At 55.5% G+C, this 21,674-nt stretch carries 27 protein-coding genes and 3 pseudogenes; 12 read left to right on the top strand and 18 right to left on the bottom strand.

Going from position 1 to position 21,674, the window contains the following annotated elements:
• Positions 1-183 precede the first annotated feature (183 nt).
• The 11 genes and pseudogenes from DU29_RS01000000129585 to DU29_RS01000000129580 form a co-directional block, all read left to right on the top strand.
• Positions 184-800, top strand: a pseudogene (locus DU29_RS01000000129585) (MFS transporter); the annotation flags it as partial.
• Positions 801-1,195: 395 nt separating this feature from the next.
• Positions 1,196-1,606 carry an arsenate reductase ArsC gene (locus DU29_RS0107625; RefSeq protein ID WP_028621211.1) on the top strand — a complete coding sequence of 137 codons (411 nt, stop codon included), beginning with the start codon at positions 1,196-1,198 and terminating at the stop codon, positions 1,604-1,606.
• A 7-nt stretch (positions 1,607-1,613) separates the two neighbouring features.
• Positions 1,614-1,970: a metalloregulator ArsR/SmtB family transcription factor gene (locus tag DU29_RS0107620; RefSeq protein WP_028621210.1), complete on the top strand. Its 357-nt coding sequence runs from the start codon at positions 1,614-1,616 to the stop codon at positions 1,968-1,970.
• 45 nt (positions 1,971-2,015) lie between these two features.
• A complete protein-coding gene (locus tag DU29_RS0107615) occupies positions 2,016-2,486 on the top strand; it encodes an arsenate reductase ArsC (protein ID WP_028621209.1) in 471 nt (156 codons plus the stop codon).
• A gap of 16 nt (positions 2,487-2,502) precedes the next feature.
• Positions 2,503-3,564 (top strand): ACR3 family arsenite efflux transporter, encoded by a 1,062-nt coding sequence (gene arsB, locus DU29_RS0107610; RefSeq protein WP_028621208.1) that lies wholly within the window; start codon positions 2,503-2,505, stop codon positions 3,562-3,564.
• Positions 3,565-3,568: 4 nt separating this feature from the next.
• Positions 3,569-4,285 (top strand): arsenical resistance protein ArsH, encoded by a 717-nt coding sequence (gene arsH / locus DU29_RS0107605; protein ID WP_028621207.1) that lies wholly within the window; start codon positions 3,569-3,571, stop codon positions 4,283-4,285.
• A gap of 13 nt (positions 4,286-4,298) precedes the next feature.
• Positions 4,299-4,805: a cyclin-dependent kinase inhibitor 3 family protein gene (locus DU29_RS0107600; protein WP_033050344.1), complete on the top strand. Its 507-nt coding sequence runs from the start codon at positions 4,299-4,301 to the stop codon at positions 4,803-4,805.
• 35 nt (positions 4,806-4,840) lie between these two features.
• Complete coding sequence (locus DU29_RS0107595) at positions 4,841-5,845, top strand: ArsJ-associated glyceraldehyde-3-phosphate dehydrogenase (RefSeq protein WP_028621205.1); 1,005 nt, start codon at positions 4,841-4,843, stop codon at positions 5,843-5,845.
• 12 nt (positions 5,846-5,857) lie between these two features.
• On the top strand, positions 5,858-7,078 hold the full coding sequence (gene arsJ / locus DU29_RS0107590) for an organoarsenical effux MFS transporter ArsJ (protein ID WP_028621204.1): 1,221 nt from the start codon (positions 5,858-5,860) through the stop codon (positions 7,076-7,078).
• A gap of 89 nt (positions 7,079-7,167) precedes the next feature.
• Entirely contained in the window at positions 7,168-7,629 is a 462-nt protein-coding gene (locus DU29_RS0107585; protein WP_028621203.1) for a hypothetical protein, read from the top strand.
• 260 nt (positions 7,630-7,889) lie between these two features.
• Positions 7,890-8,474: pseudogene (locus DU29_RS01000000129580) on the top strand (MFS transporter); the annotation flags it as partial.
• Between the two features lie 29 nt (positions 8,475-8,503).
• Here DU29_RS01000000129580 and DU29_RS0107575 read toward each other — a convergent pair.
• The 6 genes from DU29_RS0107575 to DU29_RS0107555 all read right to left on the bottom strand — a co-directional run bounded on the left by DU29_RS0107575 (position 8,504) and on the right by DU29_RS0107555 (position 13,463).
• Positions 8,504-8,971, bottom strand: a complete 468-nt coding sequence (locus tag DU29_RS0107575) for a DUF411 domain-containing protein (protein ID WP_028621202.1) — start codon at positions 8,969-8,971, stop codon at positions 8,504-8,506.
• Positions 8,961-9,803 (bottom strand): c-type cytochrome, encoded by an 843-nt coding sequence (locus DU29_RS1000000131225; RefSeq protein ID WP_081832448.1) that lies wholly within the window; start codon positions 9,801-9,803, stop codon positions 8,961-8,963. The genes DU29_RS0107575 and DU29_RS1000000131225 overlap by 11 nt, the downstream gene beginning before the upstream one ends.
• Before the next feature lie 11 nt (positions 9,804-9,814).
• Positions 9,815-10,900 carry a copper resistance protein B gene (locus DU29_RS0107565; RefSeq protein ID WP_028621201.1) on the bottom strand — a complete coding sequence of 362 codons (1,086 nt, stop codon included), beginning with the start codon at positions 10,898-10,900 and terminating at the stop codon, positions 9,815-9,817.
• Positions 10,872-11,144: a hypothetical protein gene (locus DU29_RS1000000132210; protein ID WP_152635525.1), complete on the bottom strand. Its 273-nt coding sequence runs from the start codon at positions 11,142-11,144 to the stop codon at positions 10,872-10,874. The genes DU29_RS0107565 and DU29_RS1000000132210 overlap by 29 nt, the downstream gene beginning before the upstream one ends.
• 12 nt (positions 11,145-11,156) lie before the next feature.
• Complete coding sequence (locus tag DU29_RS0107560; RefSeq protein WP_028621200.1) at positions 11,157-13,037, bottom strand: copper resistance system multicopper oxidase; 1,881 nt, start codon at positions 13,035-13,037, stop codon at positions 11,157-11,159.
• Between the two features lie 219 nt (positions 13,038-13,256).
• Positions 13,257-13,463: a co-regulatory protein PtrA N-terminal domain-containing protein gene (locus tag DU29_RS0107555; protein WP_028621199.1), complete on the bottom strand. Its 207-nt coding sequence runs from the start codon at positions 13,461-13,463 to the stop codon at positions 13,257-13,259.
• Positions 13,464-13,858: 395 nt separating this feature from the next.
• On the opposite strand from DU29_RS0107555, the gene flgB reads away from it, so the two are divergent.
• Complete coding sequence (gene flgB / locus DU29_RS0107550; RefSeq protein WP_028621198.1) at positions 13,859-14,272, top strand: flagellar basal body rod protein FlgB; 414 nt, start codon at positions 13,859-13,861, stop codon at positions 14,270-14,272.
• A gap of 272 nt (positions 14,273-14,544) precedes the next feature.
• Here the strand turns inward: flgB and DU29_RS1000000133175 are convergent.
• From DU29_RS1000000133175 to DU29_RS0107505, 12 genes and pseudogenes are all read right to left on the bottom strand, one after another.
• Positions 14,545-14,713, bottom strand: a pseudogene (locus DU29_RS1000000133175) (cation transporter).
• 171 nt (positions 14,714-14,884) lie between these two features.
• Positions 14,885-16,114: an MFS transporter gene (locus DU29_RS0107545; RefSeq protein ID WP_236645581.1), complete on the bottom strand. Its 1,230-nt coding sequence runs from the start codon at positions 16,112-16,114 to the stop codon at positions 14,885-14,887.
• A 116-nt stretch (positions 16,115-16,230) separates the two neighbouring features.
• A complete protein-coding gene (locus tag DU29_RS0107540; RefSeq protein WP_033050342.1) occupies positions 16,231-16,485 on the bottom strand; it encodes a heavy-metal-associated domain-containing protein in 255 nt (84 codons plus the stop codon).
• A 51-nt stretch (positions 16,486-16,536) separates the two neighbouring features.
• Positions 16,537-17,085 (bottom strand): general stress protein, encoded by a 549-nt coding sequence (locus tag DU29_RS0107535; RefSeq protein WP_033050340.1) that lies wholly within the window; start codon positions 17,083-17,085, stop codon positions 16,537-16,539.
• Positions 17,086-17,146: 61 nt separating this feature from the next.
• Positions 17,147-17,644, bottom strand: coding sequence for a TPM domain-containing protein (locus tag DU29_RS0107530; RefSeq protein ID WP_028621194.1), 498 nt, complete (start codon positions 17,642-17,644; stop codon positions 17,147-17,149).
• 2 nt (positions 17,645-17,646) lie between these two features.
• Complete coding sequence (locus DU29_RS0107525) at positions 17,647-18,492, bottom strand: TPM domain-containing protein (RefSeq protein ID WP_028621193.1); 846 nt, start codon at positions 18,490-18,492, stop codon at positions 17,647-17,649.
• Positions 18,489-19,121, bottom strand: coding sequence for a LemA family protein (locus DU29_RS0107520; protein ID WP_028621192.1), 633 nt, complete (start codon positions 19,119-19,121; stop codon positions 18,489-18,491). The genes DU29_RS0107525 and DU29_RS0107520 overlap by 4 nt, the downstream gene beginning before the upstream one ends.
• Positions 19,122-19,180: 59 nt before the next feature.
• The gene (locus tag DU29_RS1000000133170) at positions 19,181-19,330 is read right to left on the bottom strand and encodes a hypothetical protein (RefSeq protein ID WP_268871173.1); all 150 of its coding nucleotides are present in this window, start codon (positions 19,328-19,330) and stop codon (positions 19,181-19,183) included.
• 430 nt (positions 19,331-19,760) lie between these two features.
• Entirely contained in the window at positions 19,761-20,408 is a 648-nt protein-coding gene (locus DU29_RS0107515; protein WP_028621191.1) for a methyltransferase family protein, read from the bottom strand.
• Positions 20,409-20,410: 2 nt separating this feature from the next.
• Complete coding sequence (locus DU29_RS0107510) at positions 20,411-20,680, bottom strand: DUF2933 domain-containing protein (RefSeq protein WP_028621190.1); 270 nt, start codon at positions 20,678-20,680, stop codon at positions 20,411-20,413.
• Between the two features lie 417 nt (positions 20,681-21,097).
• Positions 21,098-21,220, bottom strand: coding sequence for a hypothetical protein (locus DU29_RS1000000133680; protein WP_152635524.1), 123 nt, complete (start codon positions 21,218-21,220; stop codon positions 21,098-21,100).
• Between the two features lie 15 nt (positions 21,221-21,235).
• Positions 21,236-21,674: YVTN family beta-propeller repeat protein (locus DU29_RS0107505; RefSeq protein WP_028621189.1), on the bottom strand; the 439-nt coding region annotated here is incomplete at its 5' end.

The raw sequence follows: 21,674 nt of genomic DNA, 5'->3' as shown, positions 1-21,674 counted from the left end.
GCAATGGGTAGCGCCGGTGACCGTGCCGAGAACAGCGATCAACAACAGACAGATAACCGCGAAACACCTAGTGTCGTATCCCGCTATAAGCTTGTTGAGCTGATAGCTCAATGTGATCTCGCCGCAACAGAACCACTGGACGCAGTAAATACACTTGCGGGCGATAGCCAAGGAAACTGGAATATGTCCGAGACAATAGCTACACGTAGCATTCCCCGTACGGTCTGGGCGCTAGGTTTCGTCAGCCTGTTCATGGACTTGTCTTCAGAAATGGTTCATAGCCCGCTGCCTATCTTTCTGGTGGGCACTCTAGGCGTCAGCATGATCACTCTGGGTCTGATCGAGGGTATTGCGGAGGCGACGGCCCTGATAGTGAAAGTGTTTTCAGGGGCGATCAGCGACTACTTCGGTCGTCGCAAGGGCTTGCTGCTGGTTGGCTATGGTCTTGCGGCACTCACCAAGCCGCTCTTTCCATTGGCTCACTCTGCAGAAATGGTGTTCACCGCACGCTTTCTGGATCGAATTGGCAAAGGTATTCGCGGCGCTCCACGAGATGCCCTGGTCGCTGATATATCTCCACCGGAGATCCGCGGCGCTTGCTTCGGCTTGCGTCAATCCATGGATACGGTAGGCGCCTCGGGCCGGCGGTAGCGATCGGCCTGATGTATGCCTTCAGTGAAAACATTCCACTGGTGTTATGGAGCGCGGTGATACCGGCATTGGTCGCCGTCAGCCTGATTCTCGTTGGCGTCGATGAGCCCGAACATGAACAGTCAGCTCAGCGCTTTCGTTCACCCATACGGCTACTGCGTAATTGCACGGACTTGAACACCCATTCACATTCCCACTGAACAGCAGTTGCATCACTTGCACACCTGAAAATCGGGGGCGCTTATTGAGTACCTTCAGCCGATTGGGTTGATCCATACGAAACGCCATGGCAACACAATCCATCCAGTTATCGCCTAGAGGGGCCGAAAGCCACTGCGATGACAAATTAATTACATATATATGACTAGTCAGATGTAAAGCAGCTGAATTTGCTTGGCGATGGCAATCTGTTGCTCTCAATCCCTGGTTTTTGAAGGAACTGGCTCTTAAAGCGGCTTTCCTGCTCAGAAAACGGCGTTTCTGCTTTACTGTATATTCGATAAATCATATATTCGTTAAACCATATCCTCTTCGATACTTGGCAATGACCGATAAGACCCGCGTGCTGTTCGTTTGTGTCGCTAACGCTGCCCGCTCGCAGCTGGCTGAAGCGCTGCTGCGGCACACTGATTCAGAGCATTTCGAGGCCTTTAGTGCAGGCAGCCTGCCCAGCGAGATCGATCCCCGCGCCTTGGGAGCGCTTCAGCAAGGTGTGAGTACCGAAGGGCTGTACAGCAAGTCTATCGATGAGTTTGCGGCAGAGCGTTTCGATTACGTCATCACGCTGTGCGATAAATCGTCTCTGGAGTGTCATGCCCTGCCAGGAGTTGGAGAAGTGCTGGCCTGGAACTTTGAAGATCCGGTGACCAGCACCAAGCACGACGCATTCCGTCACACCCTTCACGAGATCCATGAACGCATCAAGATGTTCGTGTTGGTGAAATCCAAACATTGAGACTCCTATGGCTGACCATCTGACACCGACCACCGTATTCAAATGCCTGGCCGACGAAACCCGCATTCGCCTTATGTTGCTTATCACCCGTGAGGACGATCTGTGCGTTTGCGAACTGACCTGCGCACTCGATGAGAGCCAGCCGAAGATTTCCCGCCACCTGGCGCAACTGCGCAATTGCGGTTTGCTGGAGGATCGTCGGCAAGGTCAATGGGTGTATTACCGCCTGCATCCCAGTCTGCCGGACTGGGTGATCGCCGTATTGAAAACCACTCTTGACGCCAACCAGCATTGGCTCAGTCCCGACGCCAAACGCCTCGACGTGATGGGTGATCGCCCTCAGCGCCTAGCCGCTTGCTGCTGAGTTAACGCCTGCCCGAGCAGCGCTCGGCCTTTACGAGATAGCCCGATGAAGATTCTGTTTCTCTGCACCGCCAACAGCTGCCGCAGCATTCTTTGTGAGGCCATGTTCAATCATTTGGCTCCAGCGGATATGCACGCCTACAGCGCTGGCAGCCAGCCGAAGGGTGAAGTGCATCCGCTGAGCCTGAAAACGCTGAATAAGGCTGGAGTCTCGACTGCGGGGCTCTACAGCAAGTCCAGCGAAGTCCACGAGAACCTGGCACCTGATTTCGTCATCACGGTGTGCGACAAGGCTGCCGGTGACGCCTGCCCGGTATTTTTCGGGCCGGCCACCAAGGCCCACTGGGGGCTGGCTGACCCATCGGAATATCAAGGGACTCAGGAAGAAATCGAGGCGGCTTTCGAAGCCACTCTGGAACAGATCAGAACCCGAATCGAAGCCTTCCTGGCTTTACCGCTCAAGCAGTTAAGTGCCGAACAACTCAAGGCCGAGCTGGCCCTGATAGGCACCCTCTGACACCGGAGACATGACTATGAGTAAAAGCCGTCTTTCTTTTTTGGATCGCTATCTGACGGTCTGGATCTTTCTCGCCATGGCGATTGGTGTCAGCTTGGGCGGTCTGTTCGAGGGACTGCCGGCCTGGCTCAACAGCCTGTCGGTGGGTTCGACCAATATCCCGATTGCCATCGGCCTGATCGTGATGATGTATCCGCCGCTGGCCAAGGTGAAATACGAAGAGCTTCACGAGGTGTTCAAGGACAAGCGTATTCTCGCGCTGTCGCTGATCCAGAACTGGGTGATTGGCCCCGTGCTGATGTTCGTGCTGGCCATCGTGTTTCTCGCCGACAAGCCGGAGTACATGACCGGACTGATCCTTATCGGTCTGGCGCGCTGCATCGCCATGGTGCTGGTGTGGAATCAGATCGCGGGCGGCAACAATCAATACGTTGCCGGGTTGGTGGCTTTCAACAGCATCTTCCAGATCCTGTTCTTCAGTGTGTATGCATGGATCTTCCTCGGTCTGCTACCGCCATTGTTCGGCCTGCAGGCCAGCGTGATTGACACCAACTTTGTCAACATCGCCGAGTCCGTGCTGATCTACCTCGGCATCCCATTCCTGGCTGGTTTCCTTACGCGTAAGATCCTCATCAGCCGCAAAGGCGAGACCTGGTACAGCCAACGTTTCATTCCGCGCATCAGCCCGCTGACCTTGGCCGCGCTGCTGCTGACCATCATCGCGATGTTCAGCCTCAAGGGCGACATGGTGTTGCAGCTGCCGCTGGATGTGCTGCGCATCGCTATCCCGCTGACCATCTACTTCGTGGTGATGTTCTTCATCAGCTTTTGGATGGGCAAGCTGCTCCACGCTGACTATCCACGCACCACCGCACTGGCTTTTACCGCTGCCAGCAACAACTTCGAGCTGGCCATAGCCGTGGCCATCGCGACTTTCGGCCTCGCCTCACCGGTGGCCTTCGCCACGGTGATTGGCCCGCTGGTGGAAGTGCCGGTGCTGATCTCCCTGGTTGGCGTAGCCCTCTGGCTCAAGCGCCGCTGGTTCGATCATCCGAAGGGCGCCCTCGCTCAGGAGTAAATTTATGACTGAAGAAATGATCCCCAACCTCGATGCCGAACTGGTCGATCTACCGACACTCGATAAGCTCGGCAGTACGTTGTCGGCCACCCACAAGCCGCGCATCCTGCTGCTCTACGGCTCGACTCGCGAGCGTTCGTTCAGCCGCCTGCTAACTGAAGAAGCTGCGCGCCTGTTGCAGCACTTCGGCGCAGAAACACGCATCTTCAACCCATCTGAGCTGCCGTTGCCAGATGACGTGCCGGACAGCCATCCAAAAGTCCAAGAGCTACGCGAACTGGTGCTCTGGTCAGAAGGTCAGGTCTGGTGCTCCCCGGAGCGCCACGGCTCGATGAGCGCGGTGTTCAAAGCGCAGATCGACTGGATTCCGTTGACCATGGGCGCGGTGCGCCCAACCCAGGGTAAGACGCTGGCGGTGATGCAGGTCTGTGGTGGCTCGCAATCCTTCAACGTGGTCAACCAGCTGCGTGTGCTCGGTCGCTGGATGCGGATGTTCACCATTCCCAACCAGTCCTCGGTGCCGAAGGCCTACCTGGAGTTCGATGAAGCCGGGCGGATGAAGCCCTCCGCATTCTATGACCGTGTCGTGGACGTGATGGAAGAGCTGGTGAAATTCACTTTGCTGCTGCGTGAGCGGCAGGACTATCTGGTCGACCGCTATTCCGAACGTAAGGAATCGGCGGAAGAGCTCTCCAAACGCGTTAATCAACGCTCTATCTGAAGGACGCCTGATCGTGCACCAACATCCGTACTCCGTGCTAACCACGACAGCTGTGCAAGGCCAACTGATCTTCACGCCTTGCCCAGGCACCAAAGACGCGTCGGTCGCTGAGGCGCTGGACACTCTGAAGGCAGCAGGTGCTTCGGCCTTGCTGACGCTAATGCCCACCGAAGAGTTGAGCCAGAACGAAGTCGAGAATCTGCCAGAGCAATGCCAACAGCACGGCATCGAGTGGTTTCACCTGCCCGTGGAAGACGACCAAGCACCTGTTGAGTCGTTCCAGGTTGCCTGGGAGGCCAATCGTGAGCGGATCAAGCAACTGCTCACCGAAGGCAAGAATATTGCCATTCACTGCAAGGGCGGCTCGGGCCGTACCGGATTGATTGCAGCGCAACTGCTGATCGAATGCGCAGTGCCGTTCCGCGAGGCGGTAAGCGAAGTACAAGCGCTACGTCCGCGTGCGATTCAGCACCCTGCGCATATCAACTACATCAGTCAATTCGACATCGCCAAGTCGTAATTGCCCCCAGACAGCAGTCCCAAGAGAACAACAGCATGAGCATCAAAGTAGGTATCAACGGTTTCGGTCGCATCGGTCGTCTCGCCCTGCGTGCGGCCTGGGGCTGGCCAGAGTTCGAGTTCGTGCAAATCAACGACCCGGCAGGTGATGCAGTAACCCATGCGCACCTGATCAACTTCGACTCAGTGCATGGTCGTTGGCACAATGAAGCCAGCGCAGAAGGCGATCATGTAGTAATTGGCGGCAAGCGCATCAAGGTCACCGCGAACAAAGCGATTGCCGACACCGACTGGTCGGGTTGCGATCTGGTGATCGAGGCCAGCGGCAAGATGAAGACTGTGGCGGTGTTGCAGGCCTACCTGGATCAGGGCGTTAAGCGTGTGGTGGTCTGTGCGCCGGTCAAGGAGCAAGGCGCCTTGAACGTGGTGATGGGCGTTAACCAACACCTGTTCGACCCGGCGCAGCACCGTATTGTGACTGCTGCCTCCTGCACCACCAACTGTCTGGCACCAGTGGTCAAAGTGATCCACGAGAACCTGGGCATCCGTCACGGTTCGATCACCACGATTCACGACCTGACCAACACCCAGAGCATCCTCGATCAACCGCATAAGGATCTGCGCCGTGCCCGCGCCTCGGGCATGAGCCTCATCCCGACCAGCACCGGCTCGGCCACCGCCATTGCGGAAATCTTCCCCGAACTGCGTGGCCGCCTGAATGGTCACGCGGTGCGCGTACCGCTGGTCAACGCCTCGCTCACCGATTGTGTGTTCGAAGTGGAGCGCGCCACCTCGGTGGATGAAGTTAATGCGTTGCTCAAGGCAGCAGCAGAAGGCCCGCTGAAAAATATCCTCGGCTATGAAGTACGCCCACTGGTGTCCATCGACTACCGCACCGACCCGCGCTCATCGATCATCGATGCGCTGTCGACAATGGTGATCAATGGCACTCAAGTGAAGATCTATGCCTGGTACGACAACGAATGGGGTTACGCCAACCGCGCTGTTGAGCTGGCGAAACTGGTCGGTTTGGCCGATTAACAGGGAGAGATCATGAACGCGTTGTCAGCCCTTTCCCCGCAAGTGCGTCAGTACCTGCTGGTGACCGGCAATTACTGGGCCTTTACCCTCACCGACGGTGCGCTACGCATGTTGGTGGTGTTGCACTTCCATGCGTTGGGCTACAGCCCGTTGCAGATTGCGTTCCTGTTTCTGTTCTACGAAATCTTCGGTGTCATTACCAATCTAGTGGGCGGTTACCTGGGTGCCCGTCTAGGCCTGAATCGCACCATGAACATTGGTTTGGGCTTGCAGGTGGCAGCCTTGTTGATGCTGACTGTGCCCGCTGCCTGGCTGACCATCCCTTGGGTGATGGGGGCCCAGGCGCTGTCGGGTATTGCCAAAGACCTCAACAAGATGAGCGCGAAGAGCTCCATCAAGCTGCTCGTGCCCGACAACCAGCAAGGCACCCTTTACCAGTGGGTGGCAATTCTCACCGGCTCGAAGAACGCGCTCAAAGGCGTGGGTTTCTTCCTGGGAGGTGCGCTGCTGGCATTGCTGGGCTTTACGGTTGCCGTGCTGGCGATGGCCGCGACTCTGGCGCTGATATGGATAGCCAGCCTGTTCCTGCTGAAGAAACATCTGGGCAAAGCCAAGGCCAAACCGAAGTTTCGCGACATTCTCTCCAAGAGCCGGGCGATCAATATCCTCTCGGCGGCGCGAATGTTCCTCTTTGGTGCCCGCGATGTGTGGTTCGTGGTGGCGTTGCCGGTCTACCTGAGCACGGTTTTTGGCTGGGACTTCTGGATGGTTGGCGGCTTCTTGGCGGCCTGGGTCATCGGCTACGGCATCGTCCAGTCGTTGGCCCCGAACATTACCGGAAAGAAGCACGGCCACGTCCCGGATGGGCAAGCTGCTTTCGTTTGGGCGGCATTTCTGGCAGGGCTGCCTGCGGCAATCGCCCTCGGTCTCTCGGCTGGTTGGGCACCTCACGTTGTACTGCTGGGTGGGTTGATGGTGTTCGGCGCGTTGTTCGCGGTGAACTCTTCTCTGCACAGCTATCTCATCGTCTCGTATGCCAAAGAAGACGGGGTGTCGCTGGACGTGGGTTTCTACTACATGTCCAACGCCCTGGGCCGACTGCTCGGCACCGTGCTGTCCGGCTGGATTTATCAGGGTTACGGATTGGAGGCCTGCTTGTGGGTTTCTACGGCCTTCGTGTTACTGGCCGCCCTAATTTCTATCGCCTTACCCAGGCATGCCGAGGCGATATGAAGCCGTCAGACAGGACGAAGTGAACCTCTGCGCGCTGCGCACGCGGGGGAGTTGGCAGAGCCTGAACCAGCACATGTCGGAGGCACGCCATGAGCAAGTTTTTCGACATACCTGCACTGTCTTTTGTGGTGCTTACAGCTGTTCTATTGGCCGCCTGTGATCAAGGCGAGACACAAACCAAGCGTCCGTCCGGTATGGATAAGACGATTGAAGGGACATGGTTTATAGGTGAGTGGCGCAATAATCGTAGGGATGCTTTGGTGCTACCGGCATTTCGGCTTTCCTCCGACAGGCTGCAATGGGGCGATTGCACGGCGGAGATTGGCAGTCTGATCAGCCGCGACGAGAAGCGAGCATCCCTGGTGGTAAAAGAGGGCAGCACCTGTCCAACCAACAGCCAAGGACTCCTGAAGGACATCCTTCTGCAGCGCATAAACGACTGCATGGTCAGTGTCCAGCTATACGCTTCTGCGGATGATATCAAGCAAGGCTCTCCTCACCAGTCAGCGGTATATATCAAAGCGGGTTGCAGTCCCCTTCAGCCGGACTGATCGACGAGTAATGCGTCATTTCGCTGACTGTGGTGCGTGCTGTGCGTGTGACGCCGATCAGCGTGACGGAAGCCGAACCTGTCCACTCGCTGTGGCCGACCAGCCTTGGCTCTTGGGCTGAGTGGGTACCGGGCTTTCCAGCGCTAACAGTTGCACGCTCATCAGGTGTGCAAGTGATGCAACTGCTGTTCAGTAGGAATGCAAATGGGTGTTCAGATCCGATGCAATTGAGTGTGCAGATGAATGCAATTGCTCAGCTACAACTGCTCTACAGCTTTTCGCCGGCTTACTGGTGGGTGGTGATAGCCGGCGCATTGTTTACCCTGGCACGTTTTAGCGAGGCTTTCCTGGTCTTGCGCGCTCAGCAGGCAGGACTGTCTGCCACCTGGGTGCCGATAGGGATGGTGGTGATGGCCTTGTTCTACACGCTTTCGGCCTACCCTGTGGGGAAGCTCTCTGATCGTGTCAACCGCACAAGTCTCCTCGGGGTCGGGTTGATATTGCTGACCTTGTCCGATCTGGTTCTAGCCAGCGCTGAGTCCGTCTCAATGTTGATACTCGGCGTCGCCCTATGGGGACTTCATATGGGATTCAGTCAGGGGCTATTGGCTGCCCTTGTCGCTGACACGATACCGGCAGAATTGAAAGGAACCGCTTTCGGGATTTTCAACCTGGTGAGCGGAGTGTCCATGTTGCTGGCAAGTGGGATTGCGGGGTTACTTTGGCAAACTTATGGTTCAGCAATGACGTTTTATGCCGGAGCAGTTTTTTCTGCGGTAGCACTCATACTGCTGATAGCACATCGTAGTAAGAGCACACTTCGCTTGCATGATCACGGGCAGTGACCATGCAAGAATTAAGGAAAGGTTGAAAATTAGTTTGCCGGGTACTCGGCAATCACTTGGTCAGCACCTGCTTTACTCAGGCCGATGACTTGATAAGCATCCCGCTTCCCCGCGACCTCCATACCAGGCGAGCCTGCCGGCATGCCCGGCACAGCAATCCCGATAAGGTCATCGCGATTGCTCAAAGCAACTATTTGCTCAGCAGGTACGTGGCCTTCAACAAACTTTCCGTTGATCACCGCGGTGTGGCATGACGAGAGACGCGGAACAACACCCAGGTCCTGCTTGATCGCGCTCATGTTGGTTTCTACATGATCAACGACGGTGAAGCCGTTAGCTTCAAGGTGCTGAATCCACTTCTTGCAGCATCCACAATTAGCGTCACGATGGACATCGATCGTCAGCGATTCTGCTGCATGGCCAGCAGAACTGATAAACAGCGCCGCGAATGTAGCGAGGCGAAGCGCCCGGCCGGGACGAAGGAAGTTATTTCGCATGGGTATGATCCTTCCCATCATCATGGGTATGAGTTTTTGGCTGAGCGGCTGGAGTCGCTGGAGCAGCTGGAGCAGCTGGAGCAGCTGGAGCAGCATTTGAAGCCTCGCCCCCCGGGGGTTGGGCATGTTCGGGACTTTCATCCTCAGAAAGTTCTGCGGCCTGATCATGAGCATGGGCGCTGTTTTTCTCTCCATGATGATCGTCTGCTTCGGCTACCTCTTCGGGTGCATTCGCATCATGATGTCCAGCGACAACCCCTTTTTCACCATCATGCTGACCTTCATGGTTATGCATTTTGGTTTCGCCGCCACCGTGTTGATGACCACCACTGCTGGCCGCTAAAGCGGTGTATTGCTCTGCATCCAATGAAGGCAGTTGCTGGAGAAAAGCGACCATCCCCCAGATGTAGGGATCAGCCATGCTTTTACCCCAGGCAGGCATGCCTGTGGATTTGATTCCATGTTTGATGATCCAAAAAGCGGCGGCAGGGTTTCCATCAACCCCCAGTTTCGACAGATTCGGAGGTGCTGGGTAAAGGCTTTTACTCAACTCGGTTCCAGCGAGTCCCGGAGCAAGGTGGCAGCCAATGCACATTGAGTTGTAGTTGCCAGCACCTTCGCGGATGAGTGCTTCTTCGCTCAGGTCGGGGACTTTAATATCGCGTGAACGCACAGCAATCGAGCGATCCCGAGCAGTGGACAGCAGTGCGTACACGGGATCGGAGTGTGGTTCATCGGCCCCAACGTTGAACACACCAAAATGCACGACGCCGGCCCCCATGATGACTGCAACCACACCGGCAGCAGCCAACGTTTTTATTGTTCTTTTCATATAAGGGGTTCTCAAAACCACATCCGAATACCGGCGACAAATCGCGCCTCACTCGTATCTTCTCCTTCATCGCTGGCGAGGTCGGCAGTCTTGCCATAAGAACGGCTCCAAGTAACGCCGATGTAGGGGGCAAACTCGCGGACAATCTCGTAGCGCAACCGCAAACCTACTTCGGTATTGGCCAAACCAGAACCAATGCCGCGTTGAGGGTCGTTTTTCCCGTAAAAGTTCATTTCGGCGGTGGGCTGCAAGATCAGGCGATTGGTCAGCAGAATGTCGTAATCGCCCTCTAACCGAGCCGCGGTCTGCCCGTTCTCACCAATGAACGCGGTGGCTTCCGCTTCAAAGTTGTAGAGAGCCATCCCTTGGATACCAAAAGTGCCCCAAGTCTGTGGCGAGCCTGGTTTAAAATCTTGACGCACCCCGGTAACAACGTCCCACCACGGACTGATCGAGTGCCCCCACAGCGCTTGGAGTTCGGCGTCTTCAGTCACACCGTTGGTACGCTCCCCCTCCGAGCGCAGCCATAACCGATCAATGTCACCACCAATCCAGCCTGTTGCATCCCAACTCAGGGCACTGCCGTTGTCAGCGTCCTGATACTCGAATTGATCGAGGAGAAAGAACGTATTGAGGCTTTTGTCATGAACTCCATGGCCTGCGACAGGCGGAAAAGCAGCTGCACGATCAGCGTCGGTCAGTACCGGTATGGGCGTTCGGCTGGAGGTAGTCGCCCCGGCATCCATACTCATTTTGCTGTGGTCCATGCCCTCCATACCGTCCATTTGGCCCTGGTCCATGTTCTTTTTGCTGTGATCCATGGCCCCCATCTTGCTATGGTCCATGGTTCCCATCGAACCGTGATCCATCTTGGAGTGATCCATTGAGCTGTCTTTTGCTTTCGCAGACGTCGGCTTTTGAACCGCCGAAGGTTGCGAGTCCGAACTCGATGGCATGGCCATCGACGGATCCATCGCCTCAGCGGCGCTGGCCCAGCCAGCAAAAGCGGTGCTGACTGAAACCGTCAGCGCCATCAAGGTCGGACGTAAAAGCTTGTTGGTCATGATCTCAATCCGCTTTTTTAGTTTTTTGGTCATGATCCATCGACTCATCGCTCATTTTGCTGTGATCCATCGAGCCATGGTCCATGGAACTGTGATCGGTTTTGGATTCATTGGCCTTGGATTTTTGGGTTGGCTCTGGCTTGTCCGTTGATGATGCAGGAGTTGGATGGGAATGATCACCACCGCTTTCTCCTGCCAGTGCAACGGGCATTCCCCCTAATAGGCCAAAGACGAGGGCGCAACCGATCAGCGACTTACGATACAGATATGTGCTCATAACCTGTCTCCTTTACTCATCAACCCGTACTTCACGGAACATGCCCATTTCCATATGGAATAGCAGGTGGCAGTGATAGGCCCAGCGACCTAACGCATCGGCGGTGACTCGATAGCTGCGTTTGGTTCCTGATGGCATGTCGATCGTGTGTTTGCGCACCATGAATTTTCCGTTCTCATCCTCAAGATCACTCCACATACCGTGGAGGTGGATGGGGTGAGTCATCATGGTGTCGTTCACCAGCGTGATGCGCAGACGCTCGCCATACTTGAGACGCAATGGTTCGGCGTCAGAGAATTTGATGCCGTTGAATGACCAGGCGAACTTTTCCATATGACCGGTCAGGTGCAGCTCAATGGTGCGATTGGGCTCGCGGCCATCCGGATCCTGGAAAGTGCTCTTAAGGTCAGAGTAGGTAAGCACGCGACGGCCATTGTTGCGTAAGCCAATACCAGGATCGTTGAGCTTCGGCGTAGGGGTCATGGCTTGCATGTCAACCAGGGGGTTATTGGTTTCGGAGGCTGGGTGAGTCTGCATCTCTCCACCCATGCCGCCCATGCCGCCCATGCCCGCCATCCCTGACATGTCACCATGGTCCATGCCGGTCATCTTGCTGTGATCCATACCGGTCATATTGGACATGTCACCCTGGCCCATGCCGGTCATTTTGCTGTGATCCATGCCGGCCATACCGGACATGTCACCTTGCTTCGTAGCGCCGCCATCCATACCATCCATGCCAGCCATGCTGCCGTGGTCCATCCCGGCCATGTCACCCATTCCCATATCATCCATGGTCACAAGAGGGCGCGGGTCGATCGCCGGCACCGGCGCCTTCAGCCCTTCGCGTACCGCCAAGGTTCCGCGCGCATAGCCGGTTCGATCCATGGACTGGGCGAATATGGTGTAGGCCTCTTCGCTGGCAGGCTCGACGATCACGTCATAAGTTTCTGCCACGGCGATGCGGAATTCGTCGACGCTGACCGGTTTGACGTGCTGGCCGTCGGCGGCCACAACGGTCATTTTCAAACCTGGGATACGGACGTCGAAATAGCTCATACCCGAGCCGTTAATAAAGCGTAGGCGCAGCTTCTCTCCCGGCTTGAAAATACCGGTCCAGTTACTATTAGGGGCCTGGCCATTCATAAGGTACGTGTAAGTATCCCCACTGACGTCTGCGAGATCGGTGGGGTTCATCTTCATTTCGGCCCACATCTTGCGATCCGCCACTGTCGCGGACCAGCCTTTCTCGCTGACATCGTCGATGAAGTCGCCCACGGTACGCTTGTGGTGGTTGTAGTAGTCCGACTGCTTCTTCAGCTTGGCCATGACGCGAGCAGGATCTTCATCGGTCCAGTCGGTCAGCATCACTACGTAATCGCGGTTGTATTGAAAAGGTTCAGGCTCTTTCGAGTCGATCACGATGGGACCGTAGACGCCTGCCTGCTCCTGTAAACCCGAGTGGCTGTGATACCAGTACGTACCGTTCTGATGCACCTTGAATTTGTACTCGTACATGCCATCGGGTGCGATGCCATGGAAACTCAAGCCCGGCACACCATCCATGTTGGCCGGCAGGATGATCCCGTGCCAATGGATAGAGGTGTCCTGGTCCAGGCGGTTTTTCACCCGCAGCGTAACCGTTTCTCCTTCACGCCAGCGCAGCAGTGGCCCTGGTAAAGAGCCGTTGATGGTCATGGCTGTGCGCGGCGAACCGGTAATGTTTACCGGGGTTTCACCAATAAACAGATCAAACTCGTTGCCGGTCAATACGTTCGGCAGACCGGGGCTGGTCACTGCCCATACAGGAGTGCGCCACAGACCAAGACCGCCGAGAATGCCACCAGCGGCCAGGCCTTTAACGAATGTCCGCCTAGAGGTTTTGGAATGCATGCCGTTTATGTCCAGTCAGTCAAAAAGGGAAACCGTGCGAAACACACTGTGCATTGTGCTTACAGGTTAGGGGGTTCTCAGGAGTTCGTCTCGAATCTCTATGAACCTTGCCCGCCGCCGCAAATGACAAAATTCATACGGCAGGCGAGCTCAGAAATTGCCACATTTTAACCACCGAGGTGATTACATTTCTGTCAGCTTGGGAGTGCATCGAGCCGTTCAATATTTGGCTTGGTCAGCCGCCTTGGCGTTGCTCTTCGCTACCGGGGTTTGAGTGCCTTGCTTTTGGGCAACTTGGTGCGCATCCATGGAGCTCTTCCTGGCGGCTTCCATACGTGCGAATGTCCGGTCACCACCGCCTTCGGCCATCGCCAGAGAAGAGACGGTCAAAGCGGCTATGACGAACAGGGTTTTAATGGATTTCATGGGGTATCCTCAAATGAATTTTGGTCATCCCGTTGAATTCACATTGAAAAATGATTCTTGGGGCTGAGCTCAAGGCTCGATATAACTTTAGGACTCATCCCCTGTCAGAAACCTTAGGTGAATATTACAGTTGTGTCAGGTTGCCACTTTTCTCTTGAACAGCAGGCGGATTAATTCGTAAGGTCACTCATCCAAGCAACATTTCACCGTATTTAACCGATTAAAATTCATATATGACAATTTTGTAATCTTGCCGTCATCTTCAAGGAGGCTCGACGGATTTTGAACAGCTGAACAGGGTCTGAAATTTACCGGCGTGGACGCATTATTTTTAACATTGAGTGTTCGATATGCGTATTGCGTTGGGACTGGTAATTCCACAAAGGTGATTAGACGTGAGTATTAATTTTGAAAAAGCCGTTGGCTCTGCGGAAAGAGCGTTAATTTATCGCAGCCAAAGAGCGGAGGTGCTGAGCAATAATATCGCTAACGCCGATACGCCAAATTTCAAGGCCCGCGACTTGGACTTTCCTGCCTTGCTTGCAGACCAGTCAAAGCGAGTGACGGCTACTCAGTTTTCGTTACAAACAACAAACCTAAAACACATTGCTGGGAAAGGATCAGCAGCCGAAATTGATGGGAGTGATTTACTTTACAGAACTCCAAATCAACCGTCCCTTGACCAAAATACCGTGGATCAGCAAGTCGAGCTTGCGAAGTATACGGAAAATGAAATTCATTTCGAGGCTGCGTTCACCCGACTCAATGGTTCATTTAAAGGCCTGATTAAGGCTCTTCGTGGGGAGTAATTGCCAAAAAACAAATAACCGCATTCATTATAGAGCAGCCCGGTTATCGCCCCTCTGGTTGCCCTAAACGTAATCTCAGTGTCAGCCGAGGACGCCCCATTGTCCCTACAACATTGTGCTCATTGAACCATCGAGGCTGGCTGGAAAGGTGCTGAAGCTATTACTCCAGGAAAGCACCAAGAAGACGTGGATCAGCTCATCTCGGCCCTGGGCTCATATCTGAAATGAGCCCAAGGAGAGCCCGAGTATGGGAGCGTTAACGCTGGAGCGGATCAGCACCCGCAGGCGCTGATTTTGGAAGGGAAGCCCAACGTTTCCACAGCTGCGCGGGACTCGCTCAGGGTTTTCGCTACTTTCAACGATGACCTTGCCGGCAGCACGATCCACCAAAACCTTTGCCTCATTATCCAACGCCTGAATAGCTTTGGTGATTTTGCTAATTCAGCTGCCGCAACCAATGCCGGACACATCTAAGACGAACATAGTTATTCCTCTCGTATTCGAACATCCGAATCCCGGCATCTTAGGTATTCCACTGGGTGTCAGTTCGTAAGTGGGGTCAGCGCAGATTTTTCTGCGCCGAGAAGCCAGGCTCCCATTCTTTTCTCATCTTCACTTTTGCTTGCTCGATCGTACGGATATCGGGTGACGGCATGAATGGGGAAGCATGAGTAAATGCGGCAACCTGAGGCTTAACAGGAAACCTAGTACTGTGAGGCCCGCGCTCAAGACGAAAGAGGCGCCAGGGAGAAAGACAGCGCTGTAGAGGATTCCACCCGCAGCCGATCCTAAGGTTGTCCCAAGACTGGAGGCTGCCGTTTGCTTGCCGAGTTCCCAGCCCTGCGCGCTTCCAGCCTTGGCCGAGATCCAGTAGGTAAGGATCGGCGACAGGATGCCGGCGCTGGCAGCGACCGCACCGATCACGACCAGCATCAACATAAAATCAGATGCCCAAGGTACGAGAAGCAATCCAGCTGCCAGCACGGAGAGTGCGGGTGCGATGAGCCAGCGGGTCGTGTCCGGCTTGAACCAGGGCGAGAATGCAATTGCCTGCATCACAAACATGACCAAGCTGCACTCGGTGAACATGAGTGCAATCTGATATGGACTCAAACCGAGTTCCTGTTTACCACGCAGTGCGAGCCCGACCTCGAAGACCCCGACCCCAACCGAAACGATGAAAGTGAGGATAAGGAGTTTCGGTACTAGCCATGCTTTCTGATCGCCCGAGGCCCTAGTGGTTTTCGGTGACCGACTGCGGCCTTCGTCATTTGGCACTGAAAATGCGACTGCACTGGCCACAAGAATGGCAAGCAACGCTGTCGCTGCGAGCGGAATCGCGACTGATCCGGGCGGCAAGGCGAGATTGAAGCTAGCAGCAGCAAATCGCGTTACGAACACGCTCAGCATCGGCCCGAGCAGGAAGCCGCTAATTCCCGTCACGCTGACAAGCGCAAGCCGACGGGCTCGCCCCTGTTCAGTCGTCCTGACGTTTCCTATCACCGCCGCAGCTACAGGCGTCACGGCTGCGGCGAACATGCCACTCAGAAAACGCTCGGCGTATACAGCGACGAGACTCTCAACAAATGAGAAAACCAACATGGTTACGCCAAAGCCGAGGAGTCCAATAAGCAGTACACCACGCGGGCCGCGTTGATCGGAAAGTCGACCCCACAGGGGGGCGAATAGAAAAAGTGAAAGAGTATAGACAGCCGTCAGTAATCCCGTGTGCCGGGAAACCTGCGCAGCATCACCTCCCGCGCCCAGGAGTCGCTCAATCAGGTAGGGCAAAAGTGGAAGCACGATGCCAAAGCCAATCGACACAGTGAACACGCTAAGCATAAGCGTGGCCATAGTCGCGACGGGCAAACCTGCTGAGCGCACGCTGGTGACCCTCATGTAGCCACAGGCCATCGAGTCATGCCTGCGGTCTGACTGCTGGGCATCATAGGGACGAGTTAGCCGCAGCAACCGCCCTTGGATTGATGACTGGACGGGGCCTTAGCCATATCCACGCCATAGCCCGCGCCTTTCACGGCCGATTTCAGTTGATCGGGTGAGGTCAGTTGCTCGTCATAGCGCACCGCAGCCTCGCCGGTCGAGAGCGACACTACTACGTCATGGACTCCGGGAATTGCTTTCAGCGCGTTCGCCACATTGCTGGTGCAGCCGTCACACGTCATACCCGTTACGTTCAACGTTTGATTTAGCATGGTGATACTCCTTTTCATGATAGGGAATACAAACATCGCAGTAATACGCTTTTAGTCTCCTGCATGGACCTTCACATTCTCATGCAGATCAATACTTGCCGGATTGCTTGACTCAAGGATCGCTTTGGATCTCGCCATCTCGTCCGAGGAGCCATGGGCTACAACAAGAAATCCATCAGCTTTGACGGCTTGCTCGTACTGTATGACGCTGTCCTTCGGAATGCCGATGCTGAAAAGCGCAGCGCCAAGCGCGCTCAACCCACCGACCAGAATTGCACCCTCGACAGCGGCAACGACGATCCCTGCCAAGTGACCAAGCACCATGACAGGCCCGATCACAGGAATGGTCAGAAATATTCCGCCGAAGAACAGGCTCCAAAGGCTGCCCCAAAATGCGCCCTTCTTACCCCAAAATTTAATTCGGTCGCCGACGTTGTAGAAACCCACAACCTTTTCCTCGGAATGAAAACCTTGTCCGACGATACTGAAATGCGTCATGTCGAAACCACTGGCAGCAAGCTTGCGGACAGCGTCCTCTGCATCCTGATGATGAACGAATACAGCGACTACAGCGTCATGCTGATCCAGTTGGAGTGTCATGCTCTGTTCCTCGGTTGAGCGTGCTTGAGTTTTTTGGTTGGCACCAGCGATAGAGGGCTCCTCAGAGAACCATTGGTTTATCCGGTAATTCATTCGGCTCACCGCCGGCAACGGGAAAGTGTTTCGTCAGATGCTGTGTAACCGCCTGAACACCGCTGACTACGCCGCCTTCGTAATTGGATTGTTTGAAGGCGGCTTCCATCTGGCGGCAAATACTTTGCCATTCTTGAGAGCCTGCCTTCGCGTGTATCCCGCGATCGGCAACAATCTCCACGTCCCGGTCTGCCAGCAAAAGATAAATCAGCACACCGTTATTGTGAGCGGTGTCCCATATACGCAGCTGCGAAAACACATCAATAGCGCGCTCTCGCGCGGACTGGCCCTTGAAAAGCGGTGTGCTATCCAGTGCGCCCTCCACGACGAAACGGATTTCTCCGGCGTGTGCAGCCTCACTGGCTTTGATCGCTAGTTCGATCGCGATCAACGTTTCGCGGGGAAAAGCCCGTTTGACCTGCCAGTGGGTCATAACAAGATGGTTTAGAATGCGTTTGATATTCATCTTTACCATCTCCCTGATGCACCGCCGCCGCCAAACCCGCCGCCGCCGCCGAAGCCACCACCACCGCCTCGACCGAATCCTCCACGATGCCCCCCCATACCGTATCCGCCCATACCGCCACCGACCAACGTGAACAAGAGCGCTATCACTCCCGCGCCCAACGCGATGAACAGTGCGCCGGCAACCAACCAAGCGATAACGGCCACAACGCCTCCAGTGACTAGCGCGCCTGGAAATCTGCCCAAAACGGGGCGCAGAACACTGCCTATTACGAGCGCAAGAATAAAAACGAGCGGACCATACTGCCGAATATCTGTAACACCGCCGATAGTTTGTGCGTTGGGTGCAGGCAACGGTTCGCCATCAATTACCCGGATCATCTGGTCGAGCCCGGCAGCAATGCCACCGTAGAAGTCTCCTTGCTTGAAGCGCGGTGTGATGATCTCGCTAATGATGCGCTTGCTGGTGGCGTCATTGAGTGCGCCCTCAAGCCCGTAGCCTACTTCGATGCGAAGCGCACGGTCGGTCTTAGCGACGACCAGGATTGCGCCGTCATCCACTTTTTTTCGGCCTAACTTCCATTGCTCCGCAACGCGCAAAGCATATTGTTCGATCGCTTCCGGCTGGGTGCTGGGGACAATGAGAAGTGCGAGTTGAGTGCCTTTCTTGGCTTCAAACGACCGTAAAGTTTGCTCAAGACTTGCTGCCTGATCTGCGGAGAGCGTAGCGGTCTGGTCAGTGACCCGGCCAGTCAGGGGGGGGACTGCGACTTGAGCGCCCACGAGGAAAGACCAGCAAAGCACTAAGACAAACAATGCCGCCGCGCTTGTCGTGCGCACCGTCGTCACTTGGTTGCTCCCTGAGTCCCGCTTGGGGGAAGAGCAGGCGCTGACCCAAAATCTACTGCGGGGGGCTTAGCGATTTCTTTTTCGTTTGCGACCGTGAAATTAGGCTTCTCTTTGTATCCGAATGCCATCGCCGTCAGATTGGAGGGGAACGAGCGGACCGTGACGTTGAATTCCTGCACTGACTTGATGTAACGGTTGCGTGCCACTGCGATGCGGTTTTCGGTGCCTTCCAGTTGCGCCTGCAAATCGCGAAAACCGGCGTCGGCTTTCAGTTGCGGGTAGTTTTCGCTCACTGCCAGCAACCGGGATAACGCTCCGGACAGCTCGCCTTGTGCAGCCTGAAACTTGGCAAAGGCGGCCGGGTCATTGAGCACCTCTGGCGTCACTTGTATGGAGGTCGCCTGAGCCCGCGCTTGCGTCACTTGAATCAATACTTCTTTTTCATGCGCAGCATAGCCTTTGACGGTATTGACCAGATTAGGTACCAGATCCGCCCGCCGCTGGTATTGGTTTACTACCTCAGACCAGCTCGCTTTGATTTGCTCGTCGTTGCTCTGGAATGTGTTGTAGCCGCAGCCATTTAGGTTTAAAGCAACCAGCGTTGCCAGGATGATCCATAATTTGCGCATTTTATTTTTCCAAAAACAGGTTTTCAAACCGGACAACATTGTGACTGTTGCGCCTTTCATCAATATCCTTGCCATGTTTTGGTACCGGCGGCGTCTCGCCCCTCCAGCAGCACGAGAATCCTATCGCCGCAGCCGATAAAGTGCCTCTGTAGCTTGACCAACTCAATCTGCAAAACATGAAGCTGAGCTGCATAGTCATTATGTGAGATCGATGCCTCGGTTTGCCCCCTGCTGACGATAAGTTCGGCCGGCGTAATACCTGTGCCACCTGCAACCGACAGAGCGACTGCGTCACTTCGCCTGACATTTTTTCTTTTTGCTCATAGAAGTACTCCATCGTCCAGCTCGGTCGTTCGGACCTTCAGGGCAAAACTGATCTTGGTGACCACCGATTCGATCTTGGTCGGTGTCACGGACGCAGATTTTTTAGGCGCTTACGCGCTGTCTGCACACGCACCCGATACGGGTACCTCCCCTGACATTAGGCTCGTTCTGCTGAGGTACAAGACCCGAGCAATCAACAGATGGAATGGGATTGCTTGCGTCGTTGAACCTGCTAACGCGATTCAGGTGTTGATCCATAGCCGCCGGAATAAACGGAGTTAAAGGAGTGCCAGCGAGCCTTCCGGCAACATCGCTTCAGGTGGCCGATAGCCGCTTGCGCAGCGACGGCAGAAAGCGTGGCGTCCTCGCCGCATAATCTTCAAACTCCGCGCCGAACTGCTTACGCATCTCCGCCTCTTCTGTGATAGCCAGCCGCGCATACATCACTAGCAAAATAGGAAACATGAGCAAGGTCAGCAACGTCGGCCACTGGAACAGAAAGCCCAGCAGAATAAGTACGAACGCAACGTACTGCGGATGGCGGATGTGCGCATACGGGCCTGACACGGCGAGACCTTTGCGCTGCTGCGCGTGGTATAGGACATTCCACGCGCTAGACAGTAAATAGAAGCCGAAGCCAAGGAAGACATAGCTGGCGATGTGCAGCACACCGAAGTGCGGATCGCCCTTCTCTCCGAGTAACGTTGACCACAGATGGCCGGTGTTGTGGGACAGTAGGTCGAGGCTCGGAAACTTCGTCTGAAGCCAGCCCGACATCAGGTAGATGGTCAGCGGGAAACCGTACATCTCGACGAACAGAGCAACTATGAAGGCTGCGAACGCCCCGAAAGTGCGCCAGTCGCGTGCGGTCTGAGGCTTGAAGAAACTGAACGCGAACATGATGAAGATGGCCGAATTGAGGATGACGAGCGTCCACAGTCCGTAGTCCGGTGTGTCGTGCATGACTAATCTCCAGTCTTTGGCGGCTGCGATGGTCCGGGGGGGGCTTTAGCCGATGGGTCTCCGTGATGGTGACCATGGCGGCCGTGCATGAAGAAGTGCATCAGCGGGCACGCCAGCAGCAGTAGAAACGGCAGCGCGCCAAAGAAGTGGGCACGGTGTTCGCTTAACAGAAAATACGTAGCAATGGCGCCAAAAACGATCAACCCGATCAAGTAGCGCGAGTTCCAAAAGCTTGGTGGCTCAGAGCTTTGCTGGAGGTGGTCGTGCTTCACTAGATTCTCCTTGGGGAGCCTACAGAGTTCGGAAAAATCGTACGCTAAGGTTTTCCGAACTGCCGTAGGCCGAGCAGTCGCGCGGCGACGATGAGGTACGCACCCCTGCGATGTGGAATTGCGGAAAGCCAACTCGGCAATAAGCTGCTGATCATCGCCGTACCACCCGCGGCAGCAGCCGGACCAAATCCAGGTTCATTCCCAGGACCGCAGAGACCGGCACCGCGCACACTTTTTCCGCATTCCCGGCGTAGCAAAGCGCCGCGAGCCGTGAGGGTGAGGCGCATGAGACTACGGCGGTGATGACGGAACCAGTACATGAGCATTCCATAGACCTGTTAAGCCATGTCGATGTTCAGTTTAGACCTCTAAGCAGCATCAGAACTGACCTAAGTCAAACCAGCGGTTGTTTGCTGCTCACTCGGGCACTTGGTAGCTAATGCCATTGGGTCTGGCCCCGACTTTATGGCTGGCCACCACTGTGCGGCTGGCAGTATCGATCACAGAGAAGATGCCGGCCTCGATATTGCTAACATGCACGCGACGGTCAAACCGTCAAGGCGTCACGCTGATGCCGTTGGGGCCCTTGCCTACAGGAACGGTCTTCGTGACCTTGCGGTCCTTCACGTCGAGCACGGAGACCGAGTTGGCGTAGGTGTTGGTAACGTATGCGTACCGTCCGTCACGGTCGACGACCACGCCATGAGCACCGGCGCCAGTCACGACTGTCTTGGCGACCTTGAAACTCTCCAGGTCGATCAGGCTGACGGTTTTGCCAGGCTTCTTGGGCGTGCCCTGGTTGGCCACCAGCAGCGTGCGCGAATCCGGCGTGACGTACAGCTGGATAGGCACCCTTCCGACGGCAACCTTGCGAATCACCTGGCGCGTGGCCGGGTCTATCACGGCGACGGCGTTTTCTTCCGACAGCGACACCAAGACAAGACGACCGTCCGGCGTGAAGCCGACTTGAGCCGGACCCTTGCCTACCTGCACC

The organism is Pseudomonas sp. Ant30-3, from assembly GCF_000690905.1.
Classification (GTDB): Bacteria; Pseudomonadota; Gammaproteobacteria; order Pseudomonadales; family Pseudomonadaceae; genus Aquipseudomonas.
The sequence above is the reverse complement of the archived record's forward strand: the minus strand, read 5'-3'. Positions and strand labels throughout refer to the sequence as shown.